Origin of the sequence: Nonomuraea cypriaca (assembly GCF_015645445.1) — a bacterium.
Lineage (GTDB): Bacteria > Actinomycetota > Actinomycetes > Streptosporangiales > Streptosporangiaceae > Nonomuraea > Nonomuraea cypriaca.
On the sequence record NZ_JADOGI010000006.1, the window covers coordinates 35,975 to 60,214 of the forward strand.

Here is a 24,240-nt window from a genome sequence, read left to right on the forward strand (position 1 = left end):
GCATGTGTAAGCTAACGTGTCAGAATGAAACGCTGGAAAGGACGACATATGCGGATATATGCGGGCCGGGCTGTCGCATCCCATCAGAGCGACGCCGCGTGACCCCACCAGGAAGCGTCCTGATCGTCGGTGCCTCGGCCGCCGGGTTGAGCACGGCGGAGGCGCTGCGGCGGCACGGCTACCAGGGTCCGCTCATGCTGCTGGACGCCGAGACCCATTGCCCTTATGACCGGCCGCCGCTGTCGAAGCAGGTCCTGGCCGGCTCCTGGGAACCGGCCCGCACCCAGCTCCGCACCCAGACGCAGTTGGAGTCCCTCGGCGCGGAGTTCGTACGAGGTGAGAGCGCCGTCGCGCTGGATGCGGCCGGACGCGCTGTCACCACCGCCTCCGGCCGCGTGCTCCACAGCGATGCCCTGGTCATCGCCACCGGCCTGACCTCGCGTCGCCTCCCCGGACAGGACGGCCAGGACGGGCTGGCGGGCGTGCACGTGCTGCGCAGTCTGGACGACGCGCTCACCCTGCGCACCCACCTGACCGCCGCCAAGCGGCTCGTGGTCGTGGGCGAAGGCGTGCTGGGCGCGGAGATCGCCGCCACCGCCCGCACCATGGGGCGTGACGTCACGCTCGCCGGGATGGGGCATGCCCTTCTGGGGGACCAGCTCGGCGACGTGGTCGGCGCGATGCTCGGTCGGCTGCACGTCGAGCGCGGGGTACGGCTGCGGCTCGGCGTCGCCGTCGACGGACTGACCGGCACCGAGGGACGCGTCACGGCGGTGCGGCTGGCCACCGGCGAGCTCCTGCCCGCCGACGCCGTCGTGGTGGCCATCGGATCCCGCCCGGCGACCGGCTGGCTGGCGGGCAGCGGGCTCGCCTTGGGCGACGGGGTGGAGTGCGACTCGCGCTGCCGCGCCGCCGCGGGCGTCTACGCCGTCGGCGACGTGGCCTCCTTCGAACACGAAGGGCTCGGCAGGCGGCTGCGCCTGGAGAATCGCACCAACGCCACCGAACAGGCGCAGGTCGTGGCGGCCAACATCCTCGGCGCCGATCACCCGTACACGCCTATCCCGTATTTCTGGACCGACCAGTACGACGTCAAGATCCAGGCGCACGGTCTCCCGGCGCCCGCGGCCGAGGTGAGCATCGCCGAAGGCGACCCGGCACAGCACCGCTTCACCGCCGTCTACCGCGAGGGCGGCCAGGTCACCGGCGTACTCGGCTGGAACATGCCCAAGCAGGCCCGCCTGCTGAGGCAACAGGCCCTCGCTCCCCGGCACGGAGCCCAGCCGCTCGCGCCCGCGTAAGAAGCGGCGGGGAGCAGCACCGGCACCCGACGATCAACCAACCTTTGAAGGAGATGCCGCATGAGTGTCAACGACCAGGTTCTGAACTACCCCATCCCGAACGACGCGGCCATCGACCCGCCCGCGGAATGGGCCGAACTGCGCAGCAAGTGCCCGGTGGCCCACGTCACGCTGCCCAGCGGCGACCGGGCGACCCTGCTGACCCGCTACGACGACGTCAAGGAGGTGCTGGCGGACCCGCGCTTCACCCGCCGGCTCAACGCTCCCGACGCGGCCCGGCTGTCAGCCGAGGGCGGAGGGGTGTTCAGCAGTGAGATGGCGTCGATCATCCCTGACGGAGGTGAGGAACACCAGCACTGGCGGCGCCTGGTCGCCAAGTGGTTCACCGCCAAGCGCATGGCCGCCATGCGGCCCGCGATGGCCCAGATCGCCGAAGACCTGATCGACGGCATGGTCGAGCGCGGCGCCCCTGGTGACCTCAAGGCCGGCCTGGGCTTCCCGCTGCCGGTGTTCGTCATCTGCGACATGCTCGGTGTCCCGGCCTCCGACCGCGACCGCTTCTCCTACTGGTCGGACGCCCTGCTCAACCTCACCCGCTACAGCGAGGCCGAGATTGAAGCCGCCCAGGGCGAGTTCTTCCAGTACATGTCCGACCTCGTCGCCGCCAAGCGCGCGGAGCCCGGTGAGGACCTGCTGAGCGAGCTGATCGCGGTCGGCGGTCCCGAGGACGGCGGCCTGTCCGACATCCAGATCCTGGTCACCGGTATGGCGCTGCTGGTCGCCGGACACGAGACCACCGCCAACATGATCGGGAAGATGGTCTCCATGCTGCTGGCCGACCGCAGCCGGTGGGAGCGGCTGCTGGCCGACCCGTCGCTGATCCGTACGACGGTGGAGGAGTCGCTGCGGTACGACGCCAACTCCGGCTTCGGCCTGCCCCGCTACCTGCCTGAGGAGACCGAGGTCAGCGGCACCGTCCTGCCCCGCGGCACCACCGTGGTGTGCAGCATGGCCGCCGCCAACCGCGACGAGAACGCCTTCGCTGCCGCCGCGGAGATGGACCTGACGCGCAGCCCGAACCCGCACCTGGCCTTCGGCGCCGGCGCCCACTCCTGCCTGGGGCAGGCGCTGGCCCGCACCGAGCTGCAGGTCGTGCTGGAGGTGCTGCTGCGCAGGCTCCCGACGCTGGAACTGGCCGTGCCCGTGGAAGAGCTGGAGCGCGTGGAGGGGCTCGCCGTGGGCGGCCTGCGTACGGTGCCGGTCAGCTGGTGACCCGCCGATCAACAAGGAGGAACTCACGATGAAAGTCACCGTCGACGACGTCAAGTGCTGCGGTGCCGGCCAGTGTGTGCTGATCGCGCCGGAGGTGTTCGACCAGCGCGACGAGGACGGCATCGTCATCCTGCTCGAGCCCGAACCCGCCCAGGACCGGCACGTCGCCGTCCGCGAGGCCGCCGCCGTCTGCCCCGCGGCCGCCATCGAGGTGAGCGAATAGCCGTGATCGTCGGGCGCCCGCGGCGTTTCCGGACACGTGACGCCGCGGCGCCGGGCTCATGTCGGTCCGCTTGATCAGTTGATCCGGCGCACCGGCTGGATGGTCGAGAAGTCGATCTCACCCTCCGCGACCATCGACTGGCACGGCAAGAGCAGGGATGCGTGCCAGGCGACCGAGGTAGTGGGCGGCTAGTCGAGCCAGATCACGATGCCGGTCAGGCCGGTGAGCACGGCGGCGACGCCGGCACGGACGGCGCGGGCGGCGCGTTCCGGGGTGAAGGTGGCGGGGTCGTACGTCGAGGACATGCCCAGTCCCTCGCCGCGGAACGAGGCGCCGGTCCAGTCGGCGGCGGTGACGTTCTCCGTGGGCTCGGCCAGTTCGGCGCCGACCACGAGGAACTGCTGGCCGAGGTGGTTCGGAGTGACCATGGACAGGGGGTCGACGAGGTCGTTGCCGGCGCTGATGACGAGGTCGGGCGCCAGGTCCATCGCGTGGCTGATGCGTGGAATGTACTGGTCCGGCTTCGCGGCCGTGACGGTCTTGAGGCTGACGTCGTTCTGCTCGGCCCACTCCGTCACGGAGTTCACCAACGTTCTGGTCTGGGGGTCTTGTCCCGCGGTGAGCAGGACGACGCGGTAGCCCTCCGGCGGGCGGACCCCGTTCCAGGAGCCGGGGCGCGGGGTGATCGTCGCCTCCGGGGTGGGCGGTGTGTCCGGGTCGGAGAACCCCGGGGCGAGGGCGCCGATGGCGGTGGGCTTCACGCGCGGCCGCGACCAGTCGTCGCCCGGACCGCACCCGCCGGCCAGTACGGCGGCCACCACCGCCGCGGCCAGCGCGCCGGCGGGCAGGAGTCGGGAGCGCATGAGGATCGTCCTTCTGAGGTCGGGCCGGCGTGAGGTCACGGGACCGGCGTCTTCGGGCCCGCGTGACGCCTACTTCTTATCCCATTGCAGATGTTTTTCGACGTGGTGGGAGGTTTCCGCCTGATTGGGTTCGTCGTCGGTTTGCGCGTGAGCCGCCGTTCGTTCATCTGAGCCGAGCAGATTGCGTTCGCCAGCCGAAGAGGAGTCAACCGAAGAGGAGCCACATGTCCCGCGCCGCCCGGCGTCGTGCCTGTGCCGTCGTCGCCGCGGTAGCCGTGGCCGTGCTGTTCGGTGCTGTGCCCGCTCTCGCCCACGGGTTCACCTCGACCGTGTACGCCGACCTCACCTCGCCCGAGGCCGGGCACGTCCGCTCCGAACTCGGGCTGGAGTACGACCTGCTCGTCGTCTCGGCCGCCGACTCCGAGAAGGACGATCCGCTCTTCCTGGCCGGCACCGCGGCGTTCGAGGCCGGCGACGCGGCGGAGCAGGCCGCCGCGCTCGACGCCCACGCCGCCTCGGTCCTCGCGTACGTGACCAGGCGCTTCGGCGTCACGGCCGAGGGCGACGCGTGCACCCCGGTCCAGGACGGCGACTTCACGATCGAGGAACGCGAGGGCGTCCCGTACGCGCTGCTGGTCCTCGACCACCGGTGTCCGGAACGGGCTGAAGCGCACGAGGTGCGCAGCGGGCTGTTCCCGGGCTCCGAGGGTTATGTGCGCGACAGCAAGACGGTGGTCACGTACGACCTGGACCTGACGTCGGGAAGCGCCGCCCTCGACGCCGGGCATCCGTCGTTCTCCACGCGGCAGTCCTGGACCGAGCGGTTCTGGGAGTTCTTCAGGCTCGGGGCCGAGCACCTGCTCACCGGGCTCGACCACATCCTGTTCCTGCTGGCGCTCATCGCGGGGTCACGCCGCCTGCGCGAGATCGTGCTGGCGGCGACGACCTTCACGCTGGCACACTCGGTGACCTTCGTCCTCGCCGCCCTCGGCCTCGTGCAGGTGCCCGCGTCGTTCGTGGAGCCCGTCATCGCCCTCTCGATCGCGGTCGTCGCGGGCTGGCACCTGTGGCGGATCCGGCAACGCCGATCGCGCGCCACAGATCTCGAGAACGTCGGTCACGGCCACCTCAGCCTGGACCGCGCGGGCTGGACGCGGCTCGCGGTGGTGTTCTGCTTCGGTCTGGTGCACGGGCTCGGCTTCGCGGCGGCGCTGGGCATCGACCAGGCCCTGTCGTGGCGGCTTCTGTGGTCGCTGCTCGTCTTCAACGTGGGCATCGAAGCCGTCCAGCTGGCGATCATCATGGTCGTGTTCCCGCTGCTCGCCCTGCTGCGCCACCGCCGGCCGGCCGCCGGGCTGTGGACGACCGGGGCGATCGCGGCGGGGGTGTCCGTGATGGGCCTGGTGTGGTTCGTGCAGCGAGTGCTCGGAATCTGAGACGACGTCACAGTTTCCGGCAAGTGCAACAGTCCGCCCGCCCGAAATTCACCTTTAAGACACCAATGTCCGAAACCTTGGCGAGGCTCTTCAGTGCTCTCATTCTCGAACGGACAAAAACCTATGAAGCTGGACAATCGCCCACAGGGGTCCCGGGAGGTTCTCCGCCGGGTCGCTGTGGGCGCCACCGCGGCGGTCATGAGCGTCACCGCGGCGCTCGGCAGCGGACTGACGGTCGCCGCCCACGCCGCCGACGACGCGACGCTCACCGGCATCGTCCTCGGCGTGGGCGCCAACGAGTCGCAGCGCGTCGTGTCCTGGTACTCATCGGCGGACACCGCGCAGGTGGTCCAGGTCGCGCCGACCTCCCGGATCGTCAACGGCGAGTTCCCCAAGGACGCCGTCACCATTCCCGCCACGGTCACCGCGAACGTCGTCAACGGCGGCTACAACGCCCACACCACGATCGACGGCCTGAAGGAGGACACCGCGTACTCCTACCGCGTCGGCGCCGAGGGCGGCTGGTCCCCGGCGTACTCCTTCAAGACCCAGGACTTCGAGGGCGACTTCGACTTCCTGTTCTTCGGCGACCCGCAGATCGGCGCGTCCGGCGACGTGGCGAAGGACGGCGCCGGGTGGCAGGACACGCTGAACGTCGCCCTCGCCGCCAACCCGGACACCGAACTGCTGGTCTCGGGCGGTGACCAGGTCGAAAGCGCCAACACCGAGAAGCAGTGGGACGCGTTCCTCGCGCCCGACAAGCTGCGCCAGTACCCGTGGGCCGCCACGATCGGCAACCACGACGTCGGCGGCAAGGCGTACGAACAGCACTTCTGGACCCCGAACACCGACCGCTCCGCGCCGTACTACAACGGCAGCGCGGCGACCCGGTCGGGCGGTGACTACTGGTACGTCTACAAGGACGTCCTGTTCATCGACCTCAACAGCAACGCCTACGCCTCCGGCTCGGACGAGGCGCACATCGGCTACGTCACCGACGTGGTCAAGAACCACGGCGCCGACGCCAAGTACACGGTGCTCGTCTACCACCACTCGATCTACTCGCCCGCCAGCCACGCGAACGACGGCGACAACCAGCAGCGCCGCAAGGACTTCCCGACCGCCTTCTCGAACCTCGGCGTCGACCTGGTCCTGCAGGGTCACGACCACAGCTACACCCGCAGCTACGTGATCAAGAACGGGAAGAAGGCGCACGAGGACGAGCAGCCGGGTGCCGCCCAGGTGGCCTCCGGTCCGGGTGGCGTCATCTACGTGACGGCGAACTCCGCGTCGGGCTCGAAGTACTACGACATCACCGCTCCTGACCCGGCCAAGGACCCGAACTACGGCCCCGACCCGCTCAACCCCAAGAGCCACTGGGCCAACTCAGTGGAGAACCAGGAGCACGTCCGTACGTACGTGAAGGTCAAGGTGACCAAGAACAAGCTCACCGTCGAGAACGTCCGCAGCGGCACCTGCGCCGCACCCAACGCCGCGGTCGAGCTGGGCCAGGAGTCGTGGTGCGGCCCGGACAGCGGCGCCGGCGCCGCCCAGCCGGTCGGCTCCACCGTCGACAAGGTGGTGATCAACCCCTACCGCGGCAACGGCCACCGGCCTGACAAGGTCAAGACGGCCGCGGCCGAGTCCGCCTGGCTTCAGTAGCCGACTCCGCTTCGGTAGCCGACTCCCTGGTGAGGTGGGCGCCGCCGGTGCCCGCCTCACCATCCCGCCACTCCCAGACCGCCCGAGGACCACAGATGCACCCGCGTACGACCACAGCCCTCGCCCAGGCCACCGTCGTGGTGCTGCTCGCCGCGCTCGGCCTCCTCGGGCTGGGAGCCGGACCCGCCGCGGCGGCGGACGGCGACGCCTCCTGGACTGTCAGCACGGCCGCCGACGACTTCGGCTCCGGGCGGCCGAACTACAGCTACACGCTCAACCCGGGCGGGCGGCTCGAGGACGGTCTCGTGGTCGTCAACCGGGGCACCACACCGCTCCACCTGGCCGTGTACGCCGCCGACGCGTTCACCGACGAGAGGGGGCGGCTCGACCTGGTCACCAAGGAGGCGAAGCCGGCCCGGGTCGGCGCGTGGGTCCACCCGGACCGGCCTGACGTGACGGTCCGGCCCGGCGAGTCGGCCGAGGTGCCGTTCACGGTCGCTCTTCCCAAGGACGCCGCGCCCGGCGAGTACATGGGCGGCATCGTCACCTCGCTGACGCCGGAGCGGCGTCTCGGCATCCGGATCCGGCTGCGCGTGGGCGGAGAGCTCAGGCCGAGCCTGTCGGTCGAGGACCTGCGCGTGCGGTACGCGGGCACGTCCAATCCGTTCGGGAAGGGCGACGTCACCGTCACCTACACGATCCACAACACGGGCAACGCCATCCTCACGGGTCGGCAGGCGGTGTCCCTGTCGGGCCCCTTCGGCCGCCTGGGCGCCGGTCGGCAGATCGGCGACTCGCCCCAGCTGCTCCCCGGCGACACCTGGAAGGTGTCCGTGCCGGTCCACGGAGTGGCTCCCGCGCTGAGGCTGACGGGGACGGTCACCCTCGTCCCGCTGCTCACCGACGCGTCAGGCTCGATCGCCCCGCTCGCCGCCGCCGAGGCCACGACGCACGCCTGGACCATCCCCTGGGCTCTGCTGCTTCTCCTCGTCGTCGTCTGCGGGCTCGTCGTCGCGGGTCTGGCCTTCCTGCGCCGCCGCCGCGCGAGGTGAGGCAGGGTGTTTGCCGTGATGGTCGCCGAACTCGGTCACAGACTCACCGTCCTCCAAGCCGCGCCGACCCGTACTCGATCGGCGCGGGGATCCCACTCCTGCCAGGTGATGTGCTCGTAGCCGGTGAGGTCGGCCGGGCCTGTCACGAGTTGACCCTCGCGTTCTGAGGAAGCTGAGAGGCGATCTCAGCTTGCTGTAGCAGTTCTCGGACAAGTGCGGAGTCATCGTCACCGCTCATTGTCTGGGCCATCCCGGCGTTGAGTTGAGCATCGCGCCTACTTCCCGCGGACCGGACCATCGTCCAGGCCGGCGCGGAGGTTTAAGCCAACAACTCACCAAGATAGCCTCGCTTAGCTTTATACCTTGCCGCACAAGGTATCGGGTCGTACTGTGGTCTTATGTCTGAGGGCACCGAGGCGACGCCGGAATCGGGAAGCATCGCCCGTCTGCGTCGCGAGCTGGCACGTGGCACGACCGAGCTGGCCGTGCTGTCCGTCCTCAGCGTCCGCCGCCGATACGGCTACGAGCTGCTGAAAGTGCTGCGGCAGACGGGCGAGGGTGTCCTGGAGGTCAAGGAGGGCACGCTCTATCCGCTGCTGCACCGGCTGGAGGATTCCGGACACATCCTTGCGACCTGGGAGGCGGAAGGACGCACCAGGCCGCGCAAGTACTACGTCATCACGCCGGATGGCCGCACCTACCTCGGCATGCTGCGCACCGAGTGGAGCGGCCTGGTCGACGGGATGCGACAGCTACTCGACACTCTTGGTGAGGTGCGGGAATGAGCAACGAGCGGCAGATCATCGACGATTACCTGGAAAGGGTCGGACGCCATCTGACGGGCCCGGCCAGGGACAGGGCGAAAGCGGAGGTCGGCGAGCACCTGTCGGACGCGGCGGAGGCGGGGGAGTTGACCGAGGCCCTGAGCCGCCTCGGCGCCCCGCACGAGGCGGCTGCCACCTTCGCCGAGTTACGGTCCGCACCGCCCGCTCCCATGGACGCCCGGTTGACCGCGGTGGTGATCGACAATCTGCCGCTTGCCGGCGTCACGATCGCGCTGCTCGTTCAGGGGATCGTGGGGACCGTGGAGAGGAGCGGCTTCGCGCTGGCGTTCCCGCCGTTCGTCTACGCCAAGATCGGTGACGGCTGCGTGGCCATCGGGCCGCCCCCGCAGTGCGGCGCCTACGACGACGCCGGGCTGCTCTACAGCCTGGGCGTTCCGCTGGCCCTGCTCTGGTCGATCGCCGGACTAGGACTGCTGGAGGCATGGACAGGAACGACTCCGGGCAAGCGCCTCATGAAGTTGTGCGTCGTGACCGAGGCCGGGCTGCGCATCCACCCGGTCGCCGGTGTCGTACGGCGGCTCAGCCTGCTGCTGGGACCGCTCGCCTGGCTGGACTGGCTGCCCGTCGTCTGGGGCGACCGCCGGAGGGTGCTCGACCGCCTGACCGAGGTCAAGGTCGTGAGCGTTCGGGAGGCGAAGTGAAGACCGCCGTCCGTGTCCCGCCTCTCGCGGCGCTGGCCGTCGGCGTGGCGCTGTGGTACTTCCCCACGCTCGTGGAGCGCGCGTCCCGGCTGCTGGGCGACGACGATCGCGCGCTGAACTTCGACCTCGTCCTGTTGTCGCGCTGGATCGCCGTCGCGCTGCTGCTGGGCTTCGTACTGGCCGTGGAGCGGCGGCCGCTGTCGTCGGTGGGCCTGCAGGTCCCTCGCCGGCGGGACGTCCTGATCACCGTCGGGCTGGCCGTCCTGGCACCGGTGGTCGGCTTCTCCCTGTACGCGCTCGTCGCGGGCCCCGGCCCCGACCAGCAGGCGCAGTCCGGGCAGATCATAGCGAGCATGTCGGTCGCCGGGGCGGTCCACCTGATCGTCAACGCCGCCGTCGTCGAGGAGCTCTTCTACCGCGGCTTCCTCATGGAGCGGCTCATCGACCTCACCGGGCGGCCCTGGCTGGCCGCCCTCGTGTCCTATGTGGTGTTCGTCGGCGGGCATCTGCCCGGCTCGGGAGCGGCCACCACGCTGACCGTCGTCGCCGTGGGAGCGCTGCTTCTCGTCGGCCTCTACTGGGTGCGCCGCAACCTGCTGCTGTGCATGGGCGCACACGCCATCGGCAACCTTCCCATCCTGGCCGCCGCCCTCGCCTGAACCTCAGCGGGTGGTGCAGAGGGTGCCGTTGAGGGTGAACGTGGTGGGCAGGACGTTCGGGCCGCTGTAGGTGCCGACGAAGCCGATCGTGGTCGACGCCCCCGTGGCGAGCGAGGCGTTGGAGGAGTCGTTGACGGCCTTGACGTCCGAGCCGGTCTGCGTCCAGACGGCGCTCCAGCCGCTGTCGAAGCCCTGCCAGGTCCTGGGCCAGCTGAAGTTCAGGGTCCAGCCGTTGATCGGGGCGCCCTGGTTGGTGATGTCGATGGCGCCGACGTAGCCGTTCCCCCAGTCGTTCTGGTCGGTCACTCGTACGGTGCAGGAGGCGGCGGCGGGTGTGCCGGTCGTGAACGTCAGCGGCGGGGAGGACCAGGAGAGGCCGCCTCCGGTGTCCCTGGTGATCACGTTGATCGTGTAGCGGGTGCCGGGTTTGAGGTTGTTCACGGTGAGCGAGGTGCCCGGGGTCTCGCCGAGTTGCTCGCTGACGGCGCCGTACTGGTGGTGGACCTCGTACTTGGCGATGGGACGCGCGCCGGGGGAGGCGGCGGGCCAGGAGATCGTGGCGGTCTTGTCCGTCAGGCCGGAGACGGTGGGACGGCCTGGCGCGCCGGGCAGGCCGGTCTGGGGCGCGGAGGGACGCAGGACGAGCGTGGTGAGGGAGAGCGGCGGCAGTGTCTGTCCGGTGGCGGTTCCCGTGGTCGAGCGGGTGATGCCGGTGGCGCCGTTGGTGTGGGTCAGGACGGTGGGCGCGCCGGACGCGGGGGAGAAGCCGGCGTAGTCGATCGCGACGGGGTACGACGTGCCGGACGACCTGTTGATCAGCATGACGGCCAGGTCGCCGTTGGCGCGGCGGACGGCGTGCGCGGTGACCTGCGCCTCGTCGGTCGCGGCCCGGATGAACCGGTCGCCGGGATGCGCGAACTCACTCACCATCCGCAGCGCGTGGTACGGCGCGAAGGGGGTGTTCAGCGGCGGCTCGCAGACGCTGCCGTCGGAGGTGCACCCCCCGCTCGACAGCAGGCCGAAGTCACCGTAGTCGGTGTGCCCCTCGACCTCGGTGACGGCGCCGATGCCGTTGTGGACGTTCCACCAGTTGACGGTGAACACCCCGTTCGCCAGCAGTGTCGCGTACGCGTCGGCGGCGGCCAGCGCGCCCGGCTGGGTGTTGGTGCCGTTGCTGCTCGACCCGGTGTTGAACTCGGTCATCGCGATGCCGATCCGCTCGGCGGCGCCCGGCCCCGCGTGCTTCGCGATCTGCTCACGGGTGAGGTGGATCATGTCGGGCACGTGGGCTGTCCTGTCGAGGGCGCCGGGGTACCAGTGCAGGATGACGAAGTCGATCTTCGGTCCGGCCGCCGACAGGACGACCTGGTTCCAGGTTCCCTCGTCGCCCTCGGCGGTGATGCCGTCGGGCCAGTTGGCCGGCGTGGTGAGCACCGCGCCGATCTTGATGGTCGGGTCGGCGGCCTTCATCGCGTCGGCGTAGGCGACGACGTGGCGGGCGTACTCGGCCGGGCTCTTGTCGGCGTGGTCGTCGGCCTCCCAGGCCGAGCCGTAGCGGCCGTTGCCGTAGTTCTCGTTGCCGATCTCCCAGAGCTTGACGCCGTAGCCCTTGGTGACGTTGGCGTGGCGTACCCAGGCGGCGGCTTCCTCGGCGGTGCCGGTGCCGTAGTTGGCGGTCACCATCACCTGCGCCCCGGTGCGCCGCGCCCCGCTCATGAAGGTGTCGAAGTCGGTGTCGGGTGCCACGTAACCGCCGGGCGCGGTGTGGTCGGCCCAGTGGTAGATGTCGGAGTACGACCCGCCGGGATAGCGCAGCAGCTTCACGCCCGCGTCCTTGAGCAGGCCGGCGGTCTCGTCGGTGCCCAGATTGCTGTCCCAGATCGCGTGGTTGGCGCCGATGCCTGTCTCGGGTACGGAGGCCAGCGCGGCACGGGCGTTCACGGTCACCGCGACGGGGGCGACCTCGTCGGCGTGCGCCGCGGGGACGCTCAGCGCGGCCAGCGCCAGCACGACGGCGGACGCGGCTCGTAAGAGGGATTTCGGCATCGGCGCACCTTGCCATGGGCAGGGGATTCACGAAGGGCATCATGATCATGCGGTGTGTCCTCATGCCCGTCAACCAGCGCTGAAACTTTCACGAAATGGTCAGAGTGACATCATGGGGTCATGCTGGAAGCCGCTGGATTGGCTGAGGTGGAGGAACGGGCCTACCGGTTACTCGTACGCGCCGGCGAGGCGGACGTGCGCGATCTCGCCGAGGAGCTGGGCATCACACCGGACGCCGCCACCACCGCCCTGTCGGCCATGCTGGACAAGGGCCTCGCGCGCGAGGTGGTGGAGAGCAGGTTCGCGCCGGTGGCGCCGGAGGTGGCGCTCGGGCCACGGCTGGTGCGGCAGCAGGAGACGATCGACTGGGCGCGGCAGGCGGTGGAGCAGCTCGCCGAGGAATACCGTTCGAGCCTGCGCCGCAGGGACGCCGACCGGCTGATCGAGGTGCTGCCGAGCCGGGCGGCGCTGCGCGAGCAGGTACGCCACCTCCAGGACAGCGCCCGCGAGGAGGTCATGTACTTCTGCCGGGCCGGGCACGTGGTGATGCCGTCCACGGACAACACCGAGGAGCTGGAGGCGCTCGGCCGCGGCGTGGACTACCGGGTCATCTACGAGCGGGCCCTGCTGGAGGAGCCCGGGATGGTGGCCAACGTGGCGTTCGGCATCAAGCTGGGCGAGCGGGCGCGCGCCGTACGCGTGCTGCCGGTGCGGATGATGATCGCGGACCGGTCCACCGCGCTGCTGCCGCTGGTGCAGCACGCGGGCCGGGCGACCGAGCCCACCGCCGCGCTGGTGCGCGGGAGCAGCCTGCTGGAGGCGCTGATCGGGCTGTTCGAGACCCAGTGGGAGCGGGCCACGCCGATCAGGTTCCTGGAGGACGGGCAGGTCACCGACGGCGCGCCGACCTGCCCGCTGGACGCGGACGAGCTCTACCTGCTCTCGCTGCTGGTCGCCGGGGTGCCGGACAAGTCGATCGCCACCCAGCTCGGGCTGAGCCAGCGTACGGTGCAGCGCCGCGTCTACCACCTGATGCGGCTCGCGGGCGCGCAGACCAGGATGCAACTTGCCTGGCATGCGGCCCGCGAGCGCTGGTTGTGAGCCCCCGGATCACCCCACCCCGTACGCCCGGGTGATCGTCTGCTCGAACCGGTTGCCCGCCGCGCCGGTCGCGGTGACCCGCATGGACACCCCGGTGCCGGTCGCCCGGTGGGAGGCCAACGTGGTGTACCTGCCGCGGCCCAGCGGGATCAGCGGCAGTCGTCGCCAGGTGGCCCCGTCGTCGTACGACATCTCCGCCGTCAGCGTCCGCGCACCAGGGGCGGTGAAACCCAGCTTGACCGGGAGCGTCCTGCGTACCTTCCCTTCCAGGTCAGCGGGCACGTCGTAGTCCACGCCCAGCATCGCCAGCGGTTGCGTCCCCTCGGCGGGGGCGGATCTGAAGGTCCACGCGCTCTCGGTGGCCGTGGCGTAGCGCCACTCCGCCGAGGTCCGCGTCGTGGACAGCTCAAGCCGGTACTCGGCGTCCTGCGGCACGGCCGGGAAGGCGCCCCGCAGGTTCGCCCGCTCCTCCACCAGTTGCCCGTCACGGTAGAACCGGGCCGAGGCGGTGTCCTTGTCGCCGCTGCCGCCGGAGTAGCCGTAGTGCCCGTCGGCGTCCACGAACTCGGGCACCTGGACCGACATGACGTCACCGGTCCGCGTGGCCGTCTGCGCCGCCGGCCGTACGACGGGGCCGAACCACCGCTCCTTGACGATCTCGCCCGCCCGGTACGTCCTTGGCTGGTCGGTGATGCCGCCGCGCAGCCGGCTCTGCGACTCCCAGGTCTGCATGTGCTGGACGACGTGCTGCCACTGGGTGTCGCCCGAGCTGACGTACTCGGCCCGGCGCAGCGGGGTGCGTACGTTCCGCTGGGTCTCCATCTGCAGGTCCAGGTCGTACTGCTGCCAGGGCCGCCAGCCGAACCGCTGGTCCTTGCCGTACGAGCCGCCGCCGGACTCCTGGTAGCCCGTGTCGACCAGCGCCGTGTTACGCCAGTTCACGTCGTGTACGACCCGTTCGGGCACCCGCCCGGAGGAGACCTGCATGACCTCGTACAGGTACGGCGTCGCGAACGCGCCGGTCGCCTCCAGCACCGCGCCGCCGGCCCGCGCCTTCTCCAGCAGCACCTGGCCGCGGTCATGCGTGATCATCAGCGTGGGGAGCGGGTCACGGGCGCCCACCGGCGTCCACGGCTGCCACATGGCCCGGCCGTCAGGACCGACCACGACCACCGCCGCCGCGCCTGCCTCTGCGATGGCCTTCAGCTTGGCCGTCGTCCAGTCGCCGAACGACTTGCTGGTGATGACGACCGCCTTGCCGGTCACGTCGAGCCCGGTCACGTCCCCGGAGCCGCCGTCGACCAGCGGCCACCGCTTCCTGCCGGTGAACTCGGGGCTCCTGATGGTGGGGCGTACCACCAGCGCCTCGCGGCCCAGCCTGGTCGTCACCCGCGGCGCGGCGAGCTGCCAGCGCGAGGCGAACTCGAATGTGCCGTCGGCGACCGGCGCGGTCGGGGTCACCGCGAGCCCCTCGACCGACGGGAAGTTCATCGCAGTGAGGGTGATCTTGCGCGAGCCGTACGTGCGGTGGGTGTAGTAGGTGGAGATGCCCTCCTGGATCACCGGCTGCGACGTCCTGATCTCGACGGGGACGGCTGTCCTGGCGTCGAGCACGACCTCCATGTCTCCGGTGACCGCCAGCTCCGGGATGACGACGAGGGAGTCGATCGGCAGCTCGTCCGACGTCTCACCCATGATCGCCTGGGTGTGGTAGGTGCCCGCTGGCACCTCCACCGTCCAGCCCTCGAGCTCCCGCATGATGTAGCCGTGGACGTCGTCGCGGCTGGCGGCGCCGTACATGGAGATCAGCGGCACGCGGGCGGGGCTGCCGTCCCGCTCGATTCCGGTGAAGTGGACCTTGTGCGTCTTGCCGCGCCTGGTCAGCGCGAGCGTGGTGTGCGCGACGACCGAGCCGTCCGCCGTGCCGGCGGTGAGGTAGCCGGCGTGCCTGCCGTGCGTCAGCTTGGCGACGTCCACGCCGACCTGGACGGTCGCGCTCGCCCCCGCGTCCACCGTGAGCGTCGTCGTGGACAGGCTCACCGCTCCCTCTGCCGGGGCGTCGCCGTCCAGGTTGTTCAGGGTGGGGGTGAGGGTCAGGGAGACGGGCGCCTGGCCGGTGTTGGTGTAGGTGACGGTCCCGCCGGGGGTTTCCGTGTCGCCGTCCTCCAGCACGCCGAGGCCGAGCGAGGCGGTGGCCGTGACGGTCTGCCGTACGGCCCGCGCCACGTCCAGCCGCCCGCCGCCCTGCTCGTACGGCGTCTGCCCGTCGATCGTCTTCGCGGTGGACACCAGGGCGTCCTTGAGCTGCCCGGCCTTCCACTCGGGGTGGCGCTGGGCCAGGACCGCCGCCGCGCCGGCCACGTGCGGGGTGGCCATGGACGTGCCGGAGAGCCTGGTGTGCAGGTCGTCGACGGGCGTGCCCAGGCCGGTGCCCGCCGCGCGGGCGGCCGTGATGTTCACGCCAGGCGCGGTGATGTCCGGCTTGGGCGCCTCGTCCAGGCGGGGGCCGCGGCTGGAGAAGGGCGCGAGCGCGTCGTTCGCGTCCACCGCGCCGACGGTCAGCGCGGAGGTGGCCGCTCCGGGCGAGCCGACCGTGTACTCGCCGCCGTCGTTGCCCGCCGCGATGACGAACAGGGTGCCGGTCTCCTCCGTCAGCGTGTCGACTGCGGTGCTGAGCGGGTCGGTGCCGTCCGTGGGACCGCCGCCGAGGCTCATGTTGACGACGTCGGCGCCTGAGTCCCTGGCCGCCCACTCCATGCCCGCGAGCACCTCGGACTCCGTGCCGTTGCCCCGCGAGTCGAGCACCTTGCCGATCGCCAGCTCCGCGCCGGGCGCGACGCCCTTGCGCAGCCCGTTCGACGCGGTGCCCGAGCCCGCCACGGTGGCGGCGACGTGGGTGCCGTGCCCGTGCCCGTCCTTGGCCGACTCCTCGTCGGTGAAGTTGCGTACCTCGGTGATCTTGCCGGCGACGTCGGGGTGGGCCTCGTCGATCCCGGTGTCCAGGACGGCGACCTTGACGCCCTTGCCGTCGTAGCCGTCCTGCCATGCCTGCGGAGCGCCCACCTGCGGGACGCTGTGCTCCAGCGTCGCGGACACCTTGCCGTCGAGCCAGACCCTGGCCAGCCCGTCGCGTAACTGCGGCTCGTCACCGGCGCGGGCGATGCCCCACAGCACGGGCAGGTCGTCCTTGTCCGCCTTCATGGCCCGCGCGTTGACGCTGCGCAGCGTGACGGCCTTCGCGCCGCTCTCCTTGTACGACAGGATGAGCGGCAGTACGTCGCTGCTCGCGTCGTCATAGCCCTGCTCGATCAGGTCGCCGACGGAGAACAACCGCTCGTCCACGAGCTTCCTGGACAGGTAGGGCACCATGTCGGCGGGGGTGACGACGAGGTCGCCGTCCTCCTCCCTGGTGAAGAACCTGATGTCCTCCCTGCCCTTGCCGGGTGCCACGGTCGCGGCGCGCTTCCCGCCGGCGAACTCCTGGACCGTCACCACGTCACCGGTGATCAGCGTGACCCGGTGCAGGTCTCCGGGTATCGAGGGCTCGGGTTCCGCGGCCTGTGCGGGCGCCGGTACGGCGAGCATGGCCAGGCCCACGCCGGCGACGGCGAGGCGGGTGATCCATCGCATGAACGAACCGATCTGTTGTGCTTTAGATGCGCTTTACTCGTTCATGAGGATGAGGGATCATCCGAGCACTCGGGACGTATTGGCCTGGCCAAACGGCGACATGTCGCGAATATGACATCACTTCCGCCGCTCTGGGTGGAGTGATCGTAGGCCCTCAGGCGCACTTCGTGCCGCGGGGCGGTAGCTCGCGGGTGGTGACGTACCTGCTGACGTGGTCGATGACGCAGGGGTTGGCCATCGCGGCGAAGAGATTGTGCCCCGGGCTGTCATGCTCGATGGTCCGGCTGCCCGGTACCTGGGCGATGACCCGCGACGTGGCCGCGAAGTCCAGCCATGTCCCGGCGCCCAGCATCGGCGGCAACTTGCGCGGCCGCGGAGCTGGCGGGCACACCGGTGGTGATGCTCACGGCGTTCGGCGACGAGGAGAACGTACGGCTGGCGCTCCAGCAGGGCGTTTCCGGATTCGTCCTGAAGAGCTGTGAACCTGACGAGCTGATCCGGGCGGTCCGCGCAGCGCACGCGGGCCAGGCGTACCTGTCGCCCGCCGTGACGCGGCACGTGCTGGGCATGGTCTCGTTCGACACGGGCGAGCGCGGCCGTGACGCCGCTCGGCGGCTGGCCGCGCTCACCCCTCGCGAACTCGACGTTCTCCGCGAGGTGGCCGAAGGGCTGTCCAACGTCGAGGTGGGCAGGCGGCTCCACATGAGCGAGGCCACCGTCAAGACGTACGTGAGCCGCATCCTGACCAAGCTGGGCTGCGCCAACCGGGTGCAGGCAGCCCTCCTACTGCGCGACGCCGGACCCCAGGGCTGAGGGCGCCGCCCCCAGAGCAGAGAACGCGGGTCCGGAGGCTGAGGGCGTCGGCCTCCGGGAATGAGGGGCCCCGGGCTGAGGGCGTCGATCTCCGGGACAGAGGACGCTGAGTTCAGGGACAGAGGACATCGGCCCTCGGGGATGAGGGGTTCCGTTTCATCCTGGGCGCAGGGCGAGATGGAGGAGGGCGTCGGCCAGGAGAAGGGTCTGCCGCTCGCAACCCGCCTCGTCCGCCGTCTCCGCGTACTCGAAGACCAGTCCGTCCATCCGGTGGATGAGGAAGCGGGTGAGCTCGCGGACGGGAACGGCCGTCCGGAGGCCGTCCGCCTCGGCGGCGGCGGTGAGGCGGGCTTCGATGAGATCGCCGCCGAACGGGGCGTTCACCGCGGCCCAGAGGTCGGCCTCCTTCGGGATCAGGGTCTCCTTGTTGCGGATCGCCCACATGAGCAGCTCCACCAGCGCCAGATGGAGCCCGAGGTGGTCCCGGATCCACCGCCAGTACATGGCGACGATCTCGCGCAGGGTCGCCTCGAACCCGCCTTCGCGCAGATCCTCGAACGCGGTCCGCATGGTGGCCTGGCCGCGTTCGAGGATCAGCAGGTTGAGCTCGTCCTTGTTGCGGAAGCAGTAGTGGAGGCTGCCGAGCGGCACCTGCGCCTGCTCCGCGATGCGGCGGGTGGTCGCGCGGGCCAGGCCCTCGGTGGCGATCACGTGTACGGCGGCGTCGACGATGAGGCGTCGCCGCTCATCGGCGGACAAGTAGGTCATGAGAGCTACACGATGTCACATGACATCACACGATGAAGGAACGCAGGAGGGCGAAGAACCGCTCCCCTTCGGTGTCAGGTATGAAATGTCCGGACTTGTCGAATACCTCCAGTCGCGACCCCACGGGCAGCGCCGCCATGATCTCGTCGGCCATGGTCAGCGGCGTGATCGGGTCACGGGAGCCCGCGACGACCAGCGTCGGACACCGGATCGCCGCGAGACCGGGCCGCAGGTCGAACCGCTCCTGCGAGAGGAACCTCATGGTCAGCTCGGGGTTGGGGACCATCCGCAGCATGGCGTGAACGTCCTCGGTCGAGGGAAAGGCCGGGTCCGGACTGTACGCGGGCGCACACAACCGCCCGAAAGCCGCGAACGTCTCCGGCGTACCCTCCGTGAGGAACGCCTTGGCGGCCAGCGCCGCCGCCTCGCCCGCCTCCGTACGGAATCCCTCGACGACCAGATCGACGTCCATGCGCGCCATCGTGCTCTGCAGGATCAGCCTGGCGGGGTGATCGGGATGCCGGCCGGCGTAGTGCATCGCGACGATGCCCCCGAACGACCAGCCGAGGACGATCGGCTTGGTGATGCCGAGGGCGTCGCACAGGGCGGGGATGTCGTCGGCCCACTGGTCGAGATTCCAGGTCGCCGGGTCGGAGTCCTGGCTGCGGCCGTTGCCGCGCTGGTCGACGTACACGATCTGGGCGAGGTCGGCGAGGCGTCCGTACGCGGGCTTGAAGATCGAGTGGTCGTGCCCCGGGCCGCCGTGGAGCAGCAGGAGGGTGGGCTTCTCCCGCATCGTGTCCCCGTCGGGGACCAGGCCGGGGCCTTCGACGTCCGCGAATAACGACGTGCCGTTCACCTGGATGCGCATGGGGTCTCCGTTTCGAGAAGTTGGTCAAGCGACCAAGTCATCTGACCAACATAACCCCATATGGTTCGGTGTGCGGTGATGGTCGGTCGGCAGGACCGCATGCCGCTGTTCCACCTGCGCGAATTGCTGAGCAGTATCGCCCACGACTGCTGGGCCGGCGGTTCCAGGGTCAGTGGCCGGGCCGCTTGATGGTCGAGGCGAGCAGGAGCAGCAGCGCGCTCTGGGCGAGCATGCCGGGCGCGAGCGGCGGCGCGGAACCGACCGACTTGGTGAGTGCGTACCACCACTGGGTGAGCGGCGAGAGGCCCTCCCATGCGGGGTCGAACGCGCCCGCGCCGTAATTGACGGACACGTGCATGTAGACGCCGTACGCCGAGGCGAGCAGGACGACCAGCGCCAGCACGCGGACCACGGTGAGCGTACGCGGGGACCCGCCCGCGGCGAGGAGCACCAGCGCGATCCCGAGGAGCAGGAGGGCGGACCAGGGGATGAATTGCACCGGGGTCTGCCAGTGGCGCTCGAAGGCGAGCTCCAGCCCGGCCCCCACGATGCCGATCGCGACGAGGGCCAGCAGGCCGACGCGTGGCGTCAGGAGTTTGCTCCCGGCGAGTCGTTGGCGGGTGGGCTGCTCGGAGGTCTCGGAGGTCGAGGTCATGGGCGGGCCACCGTCCGGAGGTGAGATTTGCAGGGTCGACTCAAACCTGTCCGGCTCTTCTCAGAGAATTCTCAGTGGATTCTGAAGATCCGGTGAGAATGCGGCACTCCAGCCCGGGTCCAGGCCCAGGCTCCAGCCCGGGTCCAGGCCCGAGCTCCAGTCGGGGTCCAGGCCCGAGCTCCAGTCGGGGTCCAGGCCCGAGCTCCGGTTCAGGCCCAGGCCGGGATGGGAGTGATCGGTACGGCCCGGGGCCGTACCGATCACCAGGGCTCACATGTTGATCATGTGCCCGGCGAGGCCGTGGATGGCCTCCTTGACCGCTTCGCCGAGCGTCGGGTGGGCGTGCACGTTGCGCGCCACCTCGTGCACGGTCAGGTCCCACTGCTGCGCCAGGGTCAGCTCCGGCAGCAGCTCCGTCACCTCGGGCCCGATCAGGTGGGCGCCGAGCAGCTCGCCGTGCGTGTCGTCGCTGATGATCTTGACGAACCCGGCCGTGTCGCCGAGCCCGTGCGCCTTGCCGTTCGCCGTGAACGGGAACTTCGCCACCTTCACGTCGTAGCCCAGGTCACGCGCCTGCGCCTCGGTGTAGCCGAAGCTCGCCACCTGCGGCTGACAGTAGGTCGCCCGCGGGATCATCACGTAGTCGAGCTCCATGGTCTCCGCGTCAGCGATCGTCTCGGCGGCGATGACGCCCATGGACTCCGCGGCGTGCGCCAGCATCAGCTTGGCGGTGACGTCGCCGATGGCGTAGATGTGCGGCACGTTCGTCCGGCAGCGCCCGTCCACCGCGATCGCGCCCCGGTCGGTCAGCGCCACGCCGGTCTTCTCCAGGCCGTAGCCGTCGACGCGCGGCTGGAACCCGATGGCCTGCAGGACTTTGTCCGCCTCGATGACCTGCGTCTGGCCGCCCTTGGTGACGGTGACCTTGACGGAGGCGCCGCTGTCCTCGATGGCGTCCACGCGGGTCGAGGTCAGCACCTCGATGCCGAGCCGCTTGTAGCGCTTGGCCAGCTCGGCCGACACCTCCTCGTCCTCCAGCGGGACCACCCGGTCGAGGAACTCCACGATCGTCACCTTGACGCCGTAGTTGTGCAGCACGTACGCGAACTCAACGCCGATCGCGCCCGCGCCCGCGATGACGATGCTGCGCGGCAGCTCCTCGGTGAGGATCTGCTCCTCGTACGTCACCACCCGCTCCGACAGCTGCGTGCCGGGGATGAGCCTGGTGGTGGCCCCGGCCGCGATGATGCAGTGGGAGAACGTGATCGTCTCGCCGTTCACCTGGAGCGTGTTGGCGTCCAGGAACGTGCCGCGGCCGTCGTACTCGGTGATGGCGTTCTTCTTCATCAGGTAGTGAACGCCCTTGACCCGCCCGTCGGCCACCTTGCGGCTGCGCTGGAAGGCCGCGCCGTAGTCGAAGCTGACCTCGCCGCTGATGCCGAAGGTCTTGGCCTCGTTGTGGAAGATGTGGGCGAGCTCGGCATTGCGCAGCAGCGCCTTGGACGGGATGCAGCCCACGTTCAGGCAGACGCCACCCCAGTACTTCTCCTCGACGACTGCGGTGCGCAGTCCGAGCTGGGCGGCGCGGACCGCGGCCGTATATCCTCCCGGACCCGCGCCGAGAACGACGACGTCATAGTGAGTGCTCATGAGTCGGACCATACCGTCCGGCCGCGCACACCCGACGCTAGACCTCCACCTCGTACGGCAGCGCGAGCTCATCCGCCGGGACCCCGCGGATGCCCCAGTTCACCTTGGGCATCTCGATGATCGTGATCTCCACGTCCTCGGCATAGTATCCGAACTTGTCGTAGATCTCCCGGATCAGCGCCCGCTTGGCGTCGTCGCTGCGCCCCGTGAAGCAGACGATCTCGATGATCAGATAGGCGTCACCGCGCTGCGGGCAGACGAAATCGTCGGCGTCCAGCAACAGGAACCGATGGAACCGCTTCTCCTCCGGCAGACCCCACGCGCTGACCAGGCACGACTGGATGAGGTCGGAGACCTCCCGCCGGCGTCCCGCCCACACGTCGCGGCGCCCGTACACCTTCACCTGAGCCATGTCGGCCAATATAGAGGGCGTGATCCGCATACTGCTGGCCGACGACGAAGCCATGATGCGTGCCGGGCTCCGGGCCATCCTCGGCTCGGACCCCGCCCTGGAGGTGGTGGCCGAGGCTGGCGACGGCAGGCAGGCCGTCGACCTGGCCATCAGCCACCGCCCCGACGTGGCGCTGCTCGACATCCGCATGCCCAGGCTCGACGGCCTGGCCGCGGCGGCCGAGATCCGCCGGGTCGCGCCGGAGACGGCGGTGGTGATGCTGACCACGTTCGGGGAGGACGACTACATCGCCAAGGCGCTCGACTTCGGGGCGGGCGGGTTCCTGCTCAAGTCCGGCGACCCACGCGAGCTGATCGCCGGGATCCACGCGGTCGCGGAGGGGGCGGCGTACCTGTCGCCGAAGGTCGCGCAGCGCGTCATCGCCCAGCTCGCGGGCGGCCGGATGACCAGGGGGGCGGCGGCCCGCGACCGCATCGAGAGCCTCACGGAGCGCGAGCGCGAGGTGCTCGCCCTGCTCGGCGCCGGTCTGTCCAACGCGGAGATCGCCCGCAGGCTGCACATCGTGGAGGGCACGGTCAAGGCGTACGTGAGCGCCATCCTCACCCGGCTCGACGTACGCAACCGCGTACAGGCCGCGATCATCGCCCACGAGGCGGGATTGGTAGCCTGACCCGTGATGTATCGCCTCGTGTTCGCGCAGGTCTTGCGGCGTTTCGACGCCGAGGCCGTGCACCATCTGACCGTCCGGGCCCTCGCGCTCCTCGCGCGCGCCCCCATGCTCAAGCGGCTGCTCCACCGGGCACTCGCACCGCACGACCCGGCGCTGCGGGTGACCGCGTTCGGCGTGCACTTCCCCGGCCCGCTCGGGCTGGCCGCCGGCTTCGACAAGGACGCCGCCTGCGCCGAGGGCATCGCCGCGCTCGGCTTCGGCCACGTCGAGGTCGGCACGATCACCGCCCGCGCCCAGCCGGGCAATCCACGCCCCCGCCTGTTCAGGCTGGTGCGGGAGTACGCCGTGATCAACAGGATGGGCTTCAACAACGCCGGCGCGGCGGCCGCCGCCCGCCGCCTGAGCCGCACCCGAGGCGTTCCCGTCGTGATCGGGGTGAACATCGGCAAGACCAAGGTGGTGCCCGAGGCCGAGGCCGTCGCCGACTACGTCGCCAGCGCCAGGCGGCTCGCCCCGCCGGCCGACTACCTGGTGGTCAACGTCAGCTCGCCCAACACGCCAGGGCTGCGCAACCTCCAGGCCGTCTCCCTGCTGCGACCGCTCCTCGCGGCGGTCAAGGAGGTCGCCGACGCCACGCCGCGCCGTACTCCGCTGCTGGTCAAGATCGCACCCGACCTCGCGGACGAGGACGTCGACGCGGTCGCCGACCTGGCCGTGGAGCTCGGCCTGGACGGCATCATCGCGACCAACACCACGATCAGGCACGGCGGCGAGACGGGTGGCCTGTCAGGACGCCCGCTCAAGGCGCGCTCCCTGGAGGTCCTGCGCCGCCTGCGCGCCAAGGTGGGCGACCGCCTCACGCTGGTGTCGGTGGGCGGGGTCGAGGACGTGGACGACGTCTGGGAACGCCTCCTGGCCGGGGCCACCCTGGTCCAGGGCTACACCGGCTGGATCTACGGCGGCCCGCTGTGGGCTTCCCGCATCCACCGGCAACTCTCCCGCCGGGTCCGCCGCCACGGCATGAAATCCATCACCGAGGCGATCGGCCGCACCGCCTGACACTCGCCCGCGTCGCGGAAGCCCGCCGGATATATCTCCTATTGTGGGGCGATGATCGAAGATGTGACCCTCGCCGGGGGCGTGGTCCTGCGCCAGATGACCGAGCAGGACGCCGAGGCCCTGCTGGCCGCCTGCATCCGCAACCGCGAGCACCTGCGGCGCTGGGAGCCGCGCAGGCCCGAGGACTTCTACACCCTGGCGGGCCAGGCCATCCGGCTCAAGGGCCTGCTGCAGCAGCAGGCCAGGGACCAGGCGATGCCGTGGGCGCTCACCGACGGTGAGCGAATCGTGGGCCGCGTGACGCTCAACGACATCGTCCGCGGCCCGTTCCTCAACGCCCAAATGGGCTACTGGATCGACGCCGACTACACCGGGCGCGGCCTGGCCACCCAGGCCGCGCTGGAGGTGTGCAGGATGGCCGACCAGGACCTCGGCCTGCACAGGATCGCGGCGGGCACGCTGCTCGACAACGTGGCCTCCCAGAGCGTCCTGCGCAAGGCCGGCTTCGAACGGTTCGGCACCGCCCCGCGCTACCTGGAGATCGACGGCAGGTGGCAGGACCACCACCTGTTCCAGCGCATTCTGAACGACCGCCCGGCCTTCTGATCGGG

At 70.2% G+C, this 24,240-nt stretch carries 23 protein-coding genes; 14 read left to right on the forward strand and 9 right to left on the reverse strand.

The genetic code is table 11. The features are described 5' to 3' along the window. The first annotated feature begins 98 nt into the window (after positions 1-98). Genes ITP53_RS03580 through ITP53_RS03590 form a run of 3 tightly spaced genes read left to right on the forward strand, consistent with a single transcriptional unit; the run spans position 99 to position 2,796 of the window. A complete protein-coding gene (locus ITP53_RS03580) occupies positions 99-1,301 on the forward strand; it encodes an NAD(P)/FAD-dependent oxidoreductase (RefSeq protein WP_328813856.1) in 1,203 nt (400 codons plus the stop codon). Positions 1,302-1,361: 60 nt separating this feature from the next. Next, a complete protein-coding gene (locus ITP53_RS03585; protein WP_195893824.1) occupies positions 1,362-2,573 on the forward strand; it encodes a cytochrome P450 in 1,212 nt (403 codons plus the stop codon). 28 nt (positions 2,574-2,601) lie between these two features. Then, positions 2,602-2,796, forward strand: a complete 195-nt coding sequence (locus ITP53_RS03590; RefSeq protein WP_195893825.1) for a ferredoxin — start codon at positions 2,602-2,604, stop codon at positions 2,794-2,796. Between the two features lie 188 nt (positions 2,797-2,984). On the opposite strand, the gene ITP53_RS03595 is transcribed toward ITP53_RS03590, so the two are convergent. Beyond that, positions 2,985-3,659 (reverse strand): type 1 periplasmic-binding domain-containing protein, encoded by a 675-nt coding sequence (locus ITP53_RS03595; RefSeq protein WP_195893826.1) that lies wholly within the window; start codon positions 3,657-3,659, stop codon positions 2,985-2,987. Positions 3,660-3,883: 224 nt separating this feature from the next. Here ITP53_RS03595 and ITP53_RS03600 point away from each other — a divergent pair, with 224 nt between their 5' ends. The 6 genes from ITP53_RS03600 to ITP53_RS60060 all read left to right on the forward strand — a co-directional run bounded on the left by ITP53_RS03600 (position 3,884) and on the right by ITP53_RS60060 (position 9,954). After that, on the forward strand, positions 3,884-5,095 hold the full coding sequence (locus ITP53_RS03600) for a HupE/UreJ family protein (RefSeq protein ID WP_195893827.1): 1,212 nt from the start codon (positions 3,884-3,886) through the stop codon (positions 5,093-5,095). 198 nt (positions 5,096-5,293) lie between these two features. Further along, positions 5,294-6,757 carry a purple acid phosphatase family protein gene (locus tag ITP53_RS03605; protein ID WP_207755495.1) on the forward strand — a complete coding sequence of 488 codons (1,464 nt, stop codon included), beginning with the start codon at positions 5,294-5,296 and terminating at the stop codon, positions 6,755-6,757. A 95-nt stretch (positions 6,758-6,852) separates the two neighbouring features. Continuing rightward, positions 6,853-7,809: a WxL protein peptidoglycan domain-containing protein gene (locus ITP53_RS03610; protein ID WP_195893829.1), complete on the forward strand. Its 957-nt coding sequence runs from the start codon at positions 6,853-6,855 to the stop codon at positions 7,807-7,809. Between the two features lie 398 nt (positions 7,810-8,207). After that, on the forward strand, positions 8,208-8,594 hold the full coding sequence (locus ITP53_RS03615) for a PadR family transcriptional regulator (RefSeq protein WP_195893830.1): 387 nt from the start codon (positions 8,208-8,210) through the stop codon (positions 8,592-8,594). Continuing rightward, positions 8,591-9,295 carry an RDD family protein gene (locus ITP53_RS03620; protein WP_195893831.1) on the forward strand — a complete coding sequence of 235 codons (705 nt, stop codon included), beginning with the start codon at positions 8,591-8,593 and terminating at the stop codon, positions 9,293-9,295. Before ITP53_RS03615 ends, ITP53_RS03620 begins: the two co-directional genes overlap by 4 nt. Continuing rightward, positions 9,292-9,954 (forward strand): CPBP family intramembrane glutamic endopeptidase, encoded by a 663-nt coding sequence (locus tag ITP53_RS60060; protein WP_195893832.1) that lies wholly within the window; start codon positions 9,292-9,294, stop codon positions 9,952-9,954. Before ITP53_RS03620 ends, ITP53_RS60060 begins: the two co-directional genes overlap by 4 nt. 3 nt (positions 9,955-9,957) lie before the next feature. On the opposite strand, the gene ITP53_RS03630 is transcribed toward ITP53_RS60060, so the two are convergent. Beyond that, the gene (locus ITP53_RS03630) at positions 9,958-12,000 is read right to left on the reverse strand and encodes a cellulose binding domain-containing protein (RefSeq protein ID WP_195893833.1); all 2,043 of its coding nucleotides are present in this window, start codon (positions 11,998-12,000) and stop codon (positions 9,958-9,960) included. A 120-nt stretch (positions 12,001-12,120) separates the two neighbouring features. Between ITP53_RS03630 and ITP53_RS03635 the strand changes: the two genes are divergently transcribed. Continuing rightward, positions 12,121-13,101: a helix-turn-helix transcriptional regulator gene (locus ITP53_RS03635; protein ID WP_195893834.1), complete on the forward strand. Its 981-nt coding sequence runs from the start codon at positions 12,121-12,123 to the stop codon at positions 13,099-13,101. Positions 13,102-13,110: 9 nt separating this feature from the next. On the opposite strand, the gene ITP53_RS03640 is transcribed toward ITP53_RS03635, so the two are convergent. Together ITP53_RS03640 and ITP53_RS03645 are read right to left on the reverse strand one after the other, a co-directional pair. Next, the gene (locus tag ITP53_RS03640; protein ID WP_195893835.1) at positions 13,111-16,731 is read right to left on the reverse strand and encodes a S8 family peptidase; all 3,621 of its coding nucleotides are present in this window, start codon (positions 16,729-16,731) and stop codon (positions 13,111-13,113) included. A gap of 154 nt (positions 16,732-16,885) precedes the next feature. Next, a complete protein-coding gene (locus tag ITP53_RS03645; protein ID WP_195893836.1) occupies positions 16,886-17,083 on the reverse strand; it encodes an alpha/beta hydrolase in 198 nt (65 codons plus the stop codon). A gap of 47 nt (positions 17,084-17,130) precedes the next feature. Here ITP53_RS03645 and ITP53_RS03650 point away from each other — a divergent pair, with 47 nt between their 5' ends. Beyond that, the gene (locus tag ITP53_RS03650; RefSeq protein WP_236050405.1) at positions 17,131-17,544 is read left to right on the forward strand and encodes a LuxR C-terminal-related transcriptional regulator; all 414 of its coding nucleotides are present in this window, start codon (positions 17,131-17,133) and stop codon (positions 17,542-17,544) included. A gap of 156 nt (positions 17,545-17,700) precedes the next feature. On the opposite strand, the gene ITP53_RS03655 is transcribed toward ITP53_RS03650, so the two are convergent. From ITP53_RS03655 to ITP53_RS03675, 5 genes are all read right to left on the reverse strand, one after another. Continuing rightward, positions 17,701-18,312, reverse strand: coding sequence for a TetR/AcrR family transcriptional regulator (locus ITP53_RS03655; RefSeq protein WP_195893838.1), 612 nt, complete (start codon positions 18,310-18,312; stop codon positions 17,701-17,703). 25 nt (positions 18,313-18,337) lie between these two features. Beyond that, positions 18,338-19,183: an alpha/beta fold hydrolase gene (locus ITP53_RS03660; protein WP_195893839.1), complete on the reverse strand. Its 846-nt coding sequence runs from the start codon at positions 19,181-19,183 to the stop codon at positions 18,338-18,340. Positions 19,184-19,352: 169 nt separating this feature from the next. Further along, positions 19,353-19,838 carry a hypothetical protein gene (locus ITP53_RS03665; RefSeq protein ID WP_236050406.1) on the reverse strand — a complete coding sequence of 162 codons (486 nt, stop codon included), beginning with the start codon at positions 19,836-19,838 and terminating at the stop codon, positions 19,353-19,355. Between the two features lie 270 nt (positions 19,839-20,108). Continuing rightward, positions 20,109-21,488, reverse strand: coding sequence for a dihydrolipoyl dehydrogenase (lpdA, locus tag ITP53_RS03670; RefSeq protein WP_195893840.1), 1,380 nt, complete (start codon positions 21,486-21,488; stop codon positions 20,109-20,111). A gap of 37 nt (positions 21,489-21,525) precedes the next feature. Next, entirely contained in the window at positions 21,526-21,900 is a 375-nt protein-coding gene (locus ITP53_RS03675; protein ID WP_195893841.1) for a tautomerase family protein, read from the reverse strand. Between the two features lie 19 nt (positions 21,901-21,919). On the opposite strand from ITP53_RS03675, the gene ITP53_RS03680 reads away from it, so the two are divergent. The 3 genes from ITP53_RS03680 to ITP53_RS03690 are packed head-to-tail and all read left to right on the forward strand — an operon-like array spanning position 21,920 to position 24,235. Then, the gene (locus ITP53_RS03680) at positions 21,920-22,570 is read left to right on the forward strand and encodes a response regulator (protein WP_195893842.1); all 651 of its coding nucleotides are present in this window, start codon (positions 21,920-21,922) and stop codon (positions 22,568-22,570) included. A gap of 6 nt (positions 22,571-22,576) precedes the next feature. After that, positions 22,577-23,629, forward strand: a complete 1,053-nt coding sequence (locus tag ITP53_RS03685) for a quinone-dependent dihydroorotate dehydrogenase (RefSeq protein ID WP_195893843.1) — start codon at positions 22,577-22,579, stop codon at positions 23,627-23,629. 51 nt (positions 23,630-23,680) lie between these two features. Next, positions 23,681-24,235: a GNAT family N-acetyltransferase gene (locus ITP53_RS03690; RefSeq protein WP_195893844.1), complete on the forward strand. Its 555-nt coding sequence runs from the start codon at positions 23,681-23,683 to the stop codon at positions 24,233-24,235. Positions 24,236-24,240: the final 5 nt, after the last annotated feature.